The organism is Geothrix edaphica, from assembly GCF_030268045.1.
Lineage (GTDB): Bacteria > Acidobacteriota > Holophagae > Holophagales > Holophagaceae > Geothrix > Geothrix edaphica.
The window spans coordinates 1,389,511-1,400,744 of sequence record NZ_BSDC01000001.1; the positions used below are offsets into that span (position 1 = coordinate 1,389,511).

General features: G+C 68.9%; 10 protein-coding genes. 1 reads left to right on the top strand and 9 read right to left on the bottom strand.

Annotation, left to right across the window (positions count from 1 at the left end; genetic code table 11):
* Positions 1-5 precede the first annotated feature (5 nt).
* Positions 6-1,832 carry an AMP-dependent synthetase/ligase gene (locus QSJ30_RS06250; protein WP_285607539.1) on the top strand — a complete coding sequence of 609 codons (1,827 nt, stop codon included), beginning with the start codon at positions 6-8 and terminating at the stop codon, positions 1,830-1,832.
* A 7-nt stretch (positions 1,833-1,839) separates the two neighbouring features.
* Here the strand turns inward: QSJ30_RS06250 and QSJ30_RS06255 are convergent, their stop codons facing one another.
* From QSJ30_RS06255 to aroC, 9 genes are all read right to left on the bottom strand, one after another.
* Positions 1,840-2,346: a protein-tyrosine phosphatase family protein gene (locus QSJ30_RS06255; protein ID WP_285607541.1), complete on the bottom strand. Its 507-nt coding sequence runs from the start codon at positions 2,344-2,346 to the stop codon at positions 1,840-1,842.
* A 145-nt stretch (positions 2,347-2,491) separates the two neighbouring features.
* Positions 2,492-3,862 (bottom strand): oxygen-independent coproporphyrinogen III oxidase, encoded by a 1,371-nt coding sequence (gene hemN, locus QSJ30_RS06260; RefSeq protein WP_285607542.1) that lies wholly within the window; start codon positions 3,860-3,862, stop codon positions 2,492-2,494.
* Positions 3,859-4,848, bottom strand: a complete 990-nt coding sequence (hemE, locus tag QSJ30_RS06265; RefSeq protein WP_285607543.1) for a uroporphyrinogen decarboxylase — start codon at positions 4,846-4,848, stop codon at positions 3,859-3,861. The genes hemN and hemE overlap by 4 nt, the downstream gene beginning before the upstream one ends.
* 73 nt (positions 4,849-4,921) lie before the next feature.
* Complete coding sequence (gene hemL / locus QSJ30_RS06270) at positions 4,922-6,178, bottom strand: glutamate-1-semialdehyde 2,1-aminomutase (protein ID WP_285607544.1); 1,257 nt, start codon at positions 6,176-6,178, stop codon at positions 4,922-4,924.
* Positions 6,175-7,152, bottom strand: a complete 978-nt coding sequence (gene hemB / locus QSJ30_RS06275; RefSeq protein ID WP_285607545.1) for a porphobilinogen synthase — start codon at positions 7,150-7,152, stop codon at positions 6,175-6,177. The genes hemL and hemB overlap by 4 nt, the downstream gene beginning before the upstream one ends.
* Positions 7,146-7,838: a uroporphyrinogen-III synthase gene (locus QSJ30_RS06280; protein ID WP_285607547.1), complete on the bottom strand. Its 693-nt coding sequence runs from the start codon at positions 7,836-7,838 to the stop codon at positions 7,146-7,148. Before QSJ30_RS06280 ends, hemB begins: the two co-directional genes overlap by 7 nt.
* Entirely contained in the window at positions 7,835-8,713 is an 879-nt protein-coding gene (hemC, locus tag QSJ30_RS06285; protein ID WP_285607548.1) for a hydroxymethylbilane synthase, read from the bottom strand. Before hemC ends, QSJ30_RS06280 begins: the two co-directional genes overlap by 4 nt.
* Positions 8,710-9,873, bottom strand: a complete 1,164-nt coding sequence (locus tag QSJ30_RS06290; protein ID WP_285607550.1) for an NAD(P)-binding domain-containing protein — start codon at positions 9,871-9,873, stop codon at positions 8,710-8,712. Before QSJ30_RS06290 ends, hemC begins: the two co-directional genes overlap by 4 nt.
* Before the next feature lie 86 nt (positions 9,874-9,959).
* Entirely contained in the window at positions 9,960-11,093 is a 1,134-nt protein-coding gene (gene aroC / locus QSJ30_RS06295; protein WP_285607552.1) for a chorismate synthase, read from the bottom strand.
* Positions 11,094-11,234 lie beyond the last annotated feature (141 nt).

Below are 11,234 nucleotides of genomic sequence, written 5' to 3' on the forward strand. Positions count from 1 at the left end.
TCATTGTGGCGCAGCCCATCGAGACCATTGCCCAGCTTTTCTATGCGGCAGCGGAGAGGAACCTGCCGGACGCGCTGGCTTCGAAGCGGAACGGGGTCTACGTGCCCATCTCCCACGCGGAACTGGTGGCGCAGGTCGAGCGGCTGGCGCTGGCCATGGCCGCCCGGGGGGTCAAGACCGGGGACCACGTGGCCTTCATGTCCGAGAACCGCCCCGAGTGGGCCATCGCCGACTTCGCCTGCGCCATCCAGGGCGTTCCGGACGTCACCATCTACGCCACGCTGAACGGCGAACAGGCTGCCTTCATCCTCCGGGACAGCCAGGCCCGGTGGGTGCTCTGCTCGACCCGCGAGCAGCTGGACAAGGTCCTCGCGCACTGGGAGAGTCTGCCCGACCTGGAAGCCGCCGTGCTGATGGACGGGGACCTTCCCACAGGCACGGGCAGGAACCTGATGCTCTGGTCGGATCTCCAGCACGAGGGGGAGGCCATGGAGTCCCGTCGCCCGGAGGTCCGCGCCTGGGGCGAGCGGCGGAAGGCCTCGGACATCCTCACCCTCATCTACACCTCCGGCACCACGGGCGATCCCAAGGGCGCCATCCTCACCCACGGCAACCTGGTGTCCAATGTCCTCGCGGGCCGGGCCACGGTGTCCAACATCACGGACAATGAGCGGGCCCTGAGCTTCCTGCCCCTCACCCACATCTTCGAGCGCATGGCCGGCCACTTCCTCTGGTTCCACGCCGGCGCCTCGATCTACTATGCCGAGAGCGTCGCCACCGTCGCCGCCGACATGCTGGAAGTCCGCCCCACCCTCATGGCCTCGGTGCCCCGCATCTACGAGAAGATCTACGCCAAGATCTACGACACGGTCTCCGCGGGCAGCTTCATCAAGCGCCTGATCTTCCACTGGGCCATGCTGGCCGGCCGCCAGGCCGTCCCCTACCTGCTGAAGGGCCAGGAGCCCCCTTCCTGGAAGGGCCTGTGGTACCGCACGGCCAAGGCCATCGTCTTCGAGAAGATCCGCCAGAAGACCGGCGGCCGGATGAAGATCGCTGTCAGCGGCGGTGCCCCCCTGGGCGGGAAGATCATGGAGTTCTTCTGGATCCTCGGCATCCCCATCCTCGAGGGCTACGGCCTGACGGAGACCAGCCCGATCATCACCGTGAACCGCTTCGGCGAGGTGATCCCCGGTTGTGTGGGACGCCCTCTCTACCAGGACTGGAACGGCCGCCCCTTCGTGAAGATCGCGGAGGATGGCGAGATCCTCTGCCAGGGCCCGAACATCATGCTGGGCTACTGGAACAACGAGAAGGCCACCCGGGAGGCCATCGACGAGGAGGGCTATTTCCACACCGGCGACATCGGGCACCTGGACGACCAGGGACGCCTCTACATCACGGACCGGAAGAAGGAGCTCATCGTCACCAGCGGCGGCAAGAAGGTCGCCCCGCAGCCCATCGAGAACCTGCTCAAGGTGGACAAGTACATCTCCCAGGCCGTGCTCATCGGCGACCAGCGGAACTTCATCAGCGCCCTCATCGTGCCGAACTTCGACAGCCTGGTCCGCTGGGCCGGCTACAAGAAGATCACCTTCAAGAGCCACGCCGAGCTCATCCAGAATCCCCTGGTCTACGCGAAGATCGGCAGCCGCGTCGAGCGCGTCAACGAGCGCCTGTCGAACTATGAGCGCATCAAGAAGATGGTCCTGCTCGACGAGGAGATGACCCTGGAAGGTGGACAGCTCACCCCCTCGCTGAAGGTGAAGCGGCGGGTCGTCAATCAGATGTACGCCGCCCAGATCGAGGGGATGTACCTGGAGCCCAAGGCCTGAGCCGACCTCAGGCGCGACCCATCTTGGCCAGGTAGCGCCGCACCGCTTCCTGGGTCTCGGGCAGCTTCAATCCAGCCTCACCGGCAATCCGCATGGCATCGGCCACAGGCATGCCCTTGTCCAGCACCAGCCAGGGGCAGACGGCCGCGGCGGCGCGGTTCCCGTTGCTGCAGTGGACGAGCACCTTCGATCCCTTCGGCAGGTCCCGCAGGAGGGCCCTCAGGAAATCGAAATCCGCGGCCGGCGGCGTCTTGGTGATGGCGTAGCGCTGGTAGTGGATCCCCAGGTCCTGCAGGCGGGAGGACTCGGACTCGCAGTCGAGGTTGGGTTCCTCATCCCGGCGGAGGTCGATGACATGGGTGATGTGCTCCTTCTTCATGGCGTCGCAGATCGCCAGGTTGGGCGCTCCCCGCAGGACAAAGATGCCGGAACGCACCTCCACGGCGTTCGGGATGGCCGATTCCCCGGCCTGGAGCACCAGGGCCGGGAGCAGCAGGAACAGAGTCCGAGACATGGAATCCTCCGCGACATCGCCTGGCGGGCCAGGCAGGTTCGCGGAGACCACCGGAGAGGCCATCGGCTGCGGAGCCAAGGCCCGGGCGGGCGGGTCTCCACACTCTTGAATGTAGGCCTTTGGGTCAGCTATTCAATGGACTGCGTCACACCGTCCTGGAAAAAGGCGTCTTGGCGCTGAGCTTTGCCAGGTAGGCGTCGAAGGGCTGCACCAGGTTGCGGACGAAGCGGCGGCCCAGATCGGTGATGAAGACGCCCTCGGGACGGACTTCCACGGTGCCCTGCGGCACTTCCTCCTGCAACTGGGCCACGGCATCGGCGAAGAGCACCGGGCCGTCCACGCCGAAGCGCTGCTTCAGGTCGTCCCACTTCAGCTCGAAGTGGCCCATGAGGTGGTGGATCACCCAGCGGCGGAGCTCATCGTCCTCGGACAGGCGGTGGCCCTTGTGGACCGCCAGATGGCCGTCCGTGATGCTGCGCTCCCACTTGGCGAGGATCTTCTCGTTCTGGGCATACACGCCGGCCACGTTGGAGATGGCGCTGGGGCCGAAGCCCACCAGGTCCGTACCCGCCTTCACGGCGTAGCCCATGAAGTTGCGGATGAGCTTCCCCTCCAGCACGGCCTTGGCCATGGGATCGTCGGGATGGGCGAAGTGGTCCATGCCGATGGCCACGTAGCCCGCCTTCTCGAGGATGTCCGAGGCCAGCAGCAGCAGGTCCAGGCGCAGCTCGGGCGTGGGCAGCGTCTCCGCCGGGATGCTGCGCTGGAAGGGCATGATGCTGGGCAGATAGGCGAACCCGTAGATGGCCATGCGGTCCGGCGACAGCTCCAGCGTGGATTCCAGCGTGCGGCGGAAGGTGTCCATGGTCTGGCCCGGCAGGCCGTAGACCAGGTCCAGGTTCACGCCTTCGAAGCCCAGGTCCCGGCACTGGCGCATGGCCGTGAGGGTGTGGTCCCAGGTCTGGCCGCGGGTGATGAGGGCCTGCACGTTCTCGTCCAGGTCCTGCACGCCGAAGGAGACGCGGTTGAAGCCCATCTCGCGCAGGGCCGGCAACTGGTCCGGCTCCAGGAAGGTGGGATCCACCTCGATGGCGATCTCGGCCCCGGGCTGGAACTCGAAGCGCTCCTTGAACAGGTTGAAGGTGCGCTTGAGGTCCGCCGCGTTCAGGTAGGTGGGCGTGCCGCCGCCCCAGTGCAGCTGCAGGGCCTTGCGGCGGTCCTTCAGGCGGGAGCAGACCAGGTCCAGCTCCTTGGTCACTGCCGCCAGGTAGGCCTCCACGGGATCGTACTGGGGGCTCACCACCACGTTGCAGCCGCAGTAGGCGCAGCGCCGGGGACAGAACGGAATGTGCAGGTAGAGCGACAGGGCCTCGTCCTTCCGGGCGTTGGCCCGTTCTAGGGCCGAGAGGACCTCGGGCTCCGGGAAGTCGTCCGACCAGACCGGCGGCATGGGATAGCCGGTGTAGCGCGGGCCAGGACGGTCGTAGCGGCGGATGAGATCGGCGAGCTGGTTCATGCCTTCACCTCGTCAAGGACGGCGGCCACCACCGCGGGGTCGGTCTCGGGCGTAAGCCCGTGGCCCAGATTGAAGATGTGGGGGTGGCCCTTCATGGCATCCACGATGGCCCGGGCCTTCCGCTTGGCCGTGTCGGCGCCTGCCAGCAGGGCCACGGGATCGAGGTTGCCCTGGAGCACCATCTTGGGGAAGCGGCGCCGGGCCTCGCTGATGGGCACCTGCCAGGGCACGGCCAGGCCCTTGCAGGGCAGGTTGTTCAATGAATCCGGCAGGTAGCCGGTGCGGGCGAAGAATAGCGTGGGCGCGGCCGTCACCTGGGAAAGCGTGCGCTCCACGGAAGGCAGGGCGAAGGTCGCGTAGTCGTCGGCGTCCAGCTCACCGGCCCAGGTGTCGAAGAGCTGCACGCCCTGGGCGCCGGCCTCGATGTGCAGGTTGAGCAGGCGGGCCGCGGCGTCCGCGAGCTTGTCCATCCACTTCTGGGCCAGCACGGGATTCTGGTGGATGAAGGCCTTGGCCTTCGCCCAGCTCTTGCTGCCCTTCCCTTCGATGCCGTAGGCCAGCAGGGTCCAGGGGGCCCCGGCGAAACCGAGCATCGTGACCTTCTCGGGCAGGTTCGCCTTCACCTTGCGGATGGCATTGCAGACCGGCTCGAAGACCTTCTCGTCCAGGGGTCGGTTGATGTCGATCTGGTCCAGTGTCTTGCCGATGCGGGGCCCGCCCTCGGGGATCGTCACCTCGCAGCCCAGGGCATCCAGGATCACCAGGATGTCGCTGAAGATGATCGCGCCATCGATCTGCGGGAACCGCCGGATGGGCTGCAGCGTCACCTCCGCGGCCAGGTCCGAGTCGTTGAGCAGCTGCTCGAACGTGACCTTGGCCCGCACCTCGCGGTACTCCGGCAGGAAGCGCCCGGCCTGGCGCATGAACCACACCGGGGGCTTGTCGAGGGCTTCGCCGTTCAGGACGCGGAGGAGGGGCTGGGTCATCACATCACCGGGTATATGTCATCACAGAAAACCACGGAGGCGCCGGCGAATCGTCCGCCCGCGCCCCGGAACATCAGGCGAAATCCTTGGCCACGGCGGCCACGGCCTGCTGGAAGTGGGCCAGCTCGGGCTCGCCGTGGGCGGCGCCGAGGAAGGCCACTTCGTAGCCGCTGGGCGGCAGGTAGACGCCCTGGCCCAGCAGGGCCTTGTGCAGGCGGTTGAAGGTGCTGATGGCCTCACCCTTCACCGCGTCGCTGCGGCGGACGCCGTCCTGGAACAGGGGCCAGAGCAGGCTGCCGTAGCGGGGGCAGTGGAGGCCGGGGATGGTCTCGAAGGCCGCGGCCCACTTGGCGGCGTTGGCTTCCAGTCCCGCGTAGAAGGCGGGCGTCAGCTTCTCCATGGTGGCGAGGCCGGCGGCCATGGCCACGGGGTTGCCCGACAGCGTGCCCGCCTGGTAGACCGGTCCGTCCGGCGCGACCACGCCCATGATGTCCTTGCGACCGCCGTAGAGGCCCACGGGCATGCCGCCGCCGATGATCTTGCCGTAGGTGGCCAGGTCCGGCGTGATGCCCAGGCGCTCCGCCGCGCCGCCGGGGGCCACGCGGAAGCCGCTGATGACCTCGTCGAAGATGAGGACCACGCCGTACTGGGTGCAGAGCTCGCGCAGGCGCTTGAGGAACTCGGGACGCTGGAGCAGCAGGCCGTTGTTGGCGGGGATGGGCTCGATGATGGCTGCGGCCAGCTCGTTCCCGATCTCCGCGAAGGTGCGCTCCAGGGTCTCCAGGTCGTCCAGCGTCACCACCGAGGTCAGTTCGGCGATGCCCTTGGGCACGCCGGCACTGGTGGGGGCGCCGAAGGTGACGAGGCCGGAACCGGCCTTCACCAGCAGGCCATCGCTGTGGCCGTGGTAGCAGCCCTCGAACTTCAGGATGCGGTCCCGGCCCGTGAAGCCGCGGGCGGCGCGCAGGGCGGACATGACGGCTTCCGTGCCCGAGGACACGAAGCGCATCTTCTCCACGAAGGGCACCATCTCCTTGATCTTGCGGGCCAGGGCCAGCTCGCGGCGGCTGGGGGCGCCGAAGGTGAGGCCCTCCTGCATGGACTCGGTCACGGCCGCCAGGATGTCGGGGTGGGCGTGGCCCAGGATCAGCGGGCCCCAGGACATGCAGAGGTCGAGGAAGCGCTGGCCGTCCTCGTCCTCGAACCAGGCGCCCGAGGCCTTCTTGAAGAACTTGGGCGTGCCGCCCACGGCCCGGAAGGCCCGCACGGGGCTGGAGACGCCACCGGGGAAGTGGGTGAGAGCTTCCTGGAAGAGGGTGTCGTTGCTCACGAGATCCAGCCTTTCTCCACGGCCTCGCGGCCGGCGTAGGTGACGATCATGTCGGCGCCGGCGCGCCGGATGGCGATGAGGTGCTCGTACATCAGCTGGTCCCCGTTCACCCAGCCGAGGCGGTCGGCGGCCTTGACGCTGCTGAACTCGCTGGACACGTGGTAGGCGCAGATGGGCGCCAGCGTGGCCTGGCGGAGGCGCCAGATGAGGTCCAGGTTCGGCAGGGCGGGCTTGACCATGAGCATGTCCGCGCCCTCCTCGATGTCGAGCAGCGCGTCGCGCAGGCCTTCGCGGGCGTTGCGGGGGTCCATCTGGTAGGTCTTGCGGTCGCCGAACTTGGGGCTGCTGTGGGCGGCCTCGCGGAAGGGTCCGTAGTAGGCGCCGGAGTGCTTGATGGCGTAGCAGAGGATGCTGGTCTGGGTGAAGCCGTTCTTGTCCAGGAGCTCGCGGATGGCGCCGGCCCGGCCGTCCATCATGTCGCTGGGGGAGGCCACGTCGGCGCCCGCCTCGGCGTGCCGAAGGGCCATCTCCGCCAGGATGGGCAGGGTCTCGTCGTTCTGCACCACGCCGTTCTCGTCCACCAGGCCACAGTGGCCATGGCTGGTGCAGCCGCAGAGGCAGACGTCCGTCATGACGATGAGGTCCGAGCCGAAGGCCTTCTTCAGCGCCTTCACGGCCACGGGCACCACGCCGTTGTGGTCGCAGGCGTAGCGGGCATCGGGCGTCTTGGAGGTATCGTCCGGCACACCGAAGAGCAGCACACTGGAGAGGCCCTTCTTCAGGTCCTTCTCCACCTGGCGCAGCGTCTCCTCCACGCCGGCGTTGACGATGCCCGGCATGCTGGCGATCTCGGTGCTGCCGGCCTGGGGCACCACGAAGTGGGGCTGGATGAGATGGCGCGGGCGGAGGTCCGTTTCGGCGACCAGGTTGCGCATGGCGGCGCTGGTGCGGAGGCGGCGGGAGCGGTTCAGCATGGGGACTCCTCCTTGTTCAGGTGTTGCGCGAGCATGGCCCAGAGCAGGCCGGGCTTCGGTTCGCAGTAGGCGTGGGCGGGCGCCCCGGCCCGCGCGAAGGCCTGGGCCGTGGCCTCGCCCCAGGCGAAGCGCTGCACGGCATGGGCGATGGGAGCCAGGATCTCCGCCTGCAGCGGGCTCAGGGCCAGGACCCCCTCCACCTCTGGCAGGGCCGGGAAGGGATCCTGCGCGACCTCGCGGTGGGTCACCCAGGGGTGGATCCGCCAGTCCGTCCCCCTGGCCACCACCTCGAGGAACTCCCGGCTCCGCTCGCCCCGGGCCAGGATGAAGTCGCCACCCCCGGGATACCGGGTCTGCAGAAGGCTCCAAAGTGCCTCGGCCCTGGCTTCGGCGGGAAGATGGATCTCCAGGTCCTCGCGGCCCAGCGCATCCGCCGTACCGGCGCCCTGGAGCAGGCAGACCATCCCACCCGGGAGGGCGGGGGCCGCCACCTTGGCCCCAGCCGGGCTCAGGGCCACGAAGGCGCTGACAGCCTCGAAAGGCATCGGGGGCGGGTTGGAGGTGATCTTGAGGCTGGTGAACGCGTACGGCACAGGCTCCCAGCCCGCCTTGCGCGCGGTGTCCGCCAGCGGGTGCTGGGCGGGCCGGGCCAGGGCCAGGCGCGGGAGCGGAACCGCCGCGGTCATGAGAGGCCGATGCCCTGGAGGACGGTCTTCAGGAGGAGAGCGTCATCCGTGCCCCGGGCCTCGGCCCGGCGGAGTTCCCCATCTGGCGCATAGGCCGCCCGAAGCAGCAGGCTGCCGTCCGCTTGGGGGGTTGCCAGGGCGCCCAGGGGCTGCTGGCAGCCCCCGCCGATGCCGGCCAGCACCCGGCGCTCGAGGGTGACGCAGCGGGCGGTCATGGTGTCGTGGAGTTCTGCCAGGGCCTCGATCAGGTCGGGACGGTCCGCCCGCGCCTCCGCCAGGAGAGCCCCCTGCCCTGGTGCCGAGGGCAGCTCTTCCGGCGTCAGGGGCCGCACGGTGAGGCCCGCCAGGTCCAGCCCCAGGCGCTTCAAGCCCGCGGCGGCCAGCAGGGTCGCGTGGAGGGGCGCCTCGCGCAGGACCCCATCCCTCACCCGCTGGAGGCGGGTCTGCACGTTGCCGCGGATCCAGGTGAAGCGGGCCTTGGGGAACAGCTGGCTCAGGACCCGCTCCCGGCGCACGGCGCTGGTGCCGATGGTGAGGTCCTCGGGCGCGTCGGGGCGCATCACCAGCCAGTCGGAGGGATCCTCCCGCTTGGGGATGCAGGCCGAGACGATGCCCGCGGGCCGCTCCAGGGACACGTCCTTGAGGCTGTGGATGAGGAGGTCGGCGGCCCCCGCAGCCATGGCGTCTTCCAGTTCCTTGGTGAAGAACCCGCCGCCCACCTGCTTGTCCAGGGGCCCTTGCAGCCACTGGTCGCCGGAGGTGGAGAACTTGCGCCACGAGACCTCGTAGCCCTTCGATTCCAGGAACCTCACCAGGGGCTCGGCCTGGCCCACGGCCAGAGCGGATCCGCGGGTGGCGACGGTCACGTGCTTCATGGCTGGTCCGCCTCTGCATTCGGGGTGGGTTTGGGGTGGGTCTGGATCAGGGCCCGGAAGGCCAGGGTACGGCCGCGGGTCAGGATCTCCTTGAGGGCCTCGCGCTGGGCCTCGTCCAGCCCCTGCATGGAGTCCTCCAGCGCCTTCACCTCGGCCTCCAGGGCGCCCCAGGCCGAATCCAGGCGCTCCTGGGCGCTGGCCAGGTGGCGCTTGTGGCCCCGGGCATGGGCCCGGTGGCGCAGCCGGCCGGCGGCGCCCACGAGGAAGGCCTCGGCCTTGGTGGCCGCCTCGGCCCGCTGGGCCCGCGCCGTGGCGGTCTGGGCCAGAAAGGCGGAGAGGTCCACGCGGTGGACCCAGGGCAGCTGCTCGAGGCCGGGCTCAGAATCCGGGGGCAGGGCCAGGTCGAGGATGCGGAGGATGGGGCGCTTGAGGGTCTGCCAGGCATCCAGGGTGAAGATCGGTTCCGGAGCGGCGGTGGCGCTCACGATGGCCTGGAAGCCGGCGGGGTCCCGCTGGAGCTGGGGCAGGTCCACCACCGCAAGGCCCAGGGGATCCGCCAGGTCGTGGGCCTTGCCCTTGGTGCGGTTGGCCACGGAGACCTTGAAGCCGCGCTCCGGCAGGCGCTCGGCCAGGTACTGGGTCATGGGGCCGACGCCCACCAGCGCGATGGAGGAGCCTTCCGGAAGCCCCTCGCACAGATGCTTGAGGGCCACCGTGGCGACGCTGACGTTCCCGTCGGCCAGCCCCAGCCGCGCCCGCAGGCGCTGCCCCTCCCGGATCACGTCCTCGAAGACAGCCTGGGCCTCGTCACCGGCCACGCCCACCTGGCGGGCCGCTTCGAGGGCATCCTTCATCTGTCCGGGGATTTCCCGGTCTCCCAGGTTGGCGGATTCCAGGCCGGCGGACATGGCCAGCAGGTGCACCCAGGCCTCTTCCCCTTCGTAGCGGCGAACGCCCGGCCCGGGGTTCAGGGATCCGGGGTCGCCACCCCAGACCATCCAGAGCACCCGCTGGCAGGTGGCCAGGTAGACGAGCTCCCGCGCGCCGGAAGCACGCTGCCACTCCCGGAGGCGCGCGGGCACGCCGTCCCGGACCACGTGCTGGGCCACCAGGTCCAGGTCGTGGATGGGAGCGTGGAAGCTGAGGAGAACGGGTTCCATATCGGATCCGATTGTCAATTGGCCCGGAGAGGGCAAGGTCATCAGTTCGTCATGCGACCGGGAACGTGGCGGTCATCACAATCAAGTCAGCTTGGGAACAGCGCCTCCAGGGCGCCCCAGTCCCACTCCGCCGCCGGCGCCACCGAGCCCTCCCGGAGGGCCTGCTGGGTGAGCCAGGCGTCGTAGATCACCAGGGCGCACATGGCTTCGGCCACGGGCACGATGCGCGGGGCGATGCAGGGATCGTGGCGCCCCCTGGTGGAGATGTCGGCGGCATGCCCTTCGCGGTCGATGGTCTTCTGGACCTTGGAGATCGAGCTGGTGGGCTTGACCGCCAGGCGCACCACCACGGGGGCGCCGGTGCTGATCCCCCCCAGGGTGCCGCCCGCGTCGTTCTTGAGGGGCCCTTCGGGGCCCAGTGGATCGTTGTTCTCGCTGCCGCGCCGTCGGGCACTCTCGAAGCCCGCCCCCAGTTCCACGCCCTTCACGGCGCCGATGGACATGCAGGCCAGGGCCAGCAGGCCATCCAGCTTGCCGAAGGCCGGATCACCCAGTCCCACAGGCAGGCCCTCGATCCACACCTCGCAGACCCCCCCCACGCTGTCGCCTTCGGCCAGGGCGGATTCCACGGCCGAGCGCTGGGCCGGGAAGGTTCCGGGATCCGCCACCCGGAGCGGATTGGCTTCCACGAAGCTCCAATCCACCACGGTGCCGGCGATGCCGGCGATCTCCCGGTTGAACCCACGCACCGTCACACCCAGGTCGACGAGCTGCTGCTTGGCCCAGGCGCCGGCCGCCACCCGCGCCAAAGTTTCCCGGCCGCTGCTGCGTCCGCCGCCCCGGGGGTCGCGGATCCCGTACTTGCGGTCATAGGTGAGGTCCGCATGGCCGGGCCGAAAGAGGTTTGTGATGGCCTTGTAGTCGCCGCTCCGCTGGTTCTGGTTGAACACCGCCAGCGCGATGGGATGGCCCGTGGTCCGGCCCTCGAAGACGCCGCTGAGTACCTGTACCCGATCCCCCTCGTTCCGCGGCGTCACCAGGTCCGACTGGCCCGGGCGCCGCCGATCCAGCTCCTTCTGGATGGCCTCCAGGTCGAAGGGCAGCCCCGGTTTCACGCCATCCATCACCACGCCCACCGCGGCCCCGTGGCTTTCGCCGAAGGTGAGGATGCGGAAGGCGCGGCCGAAAGAGGATGGGGAATCGAAGAGCATCGTTTTCATAATACCGGTACCGTCCGCCCCCATGGATATTGTAGATACAGCGACCCTGATGGGTATATCAACCCGCACCTTCCGCCAGCCGTCGCCGCTCGTGCCTATATCGCTCGGATGCTTGAAAGCGAAACCCGCATGAGTCGCATC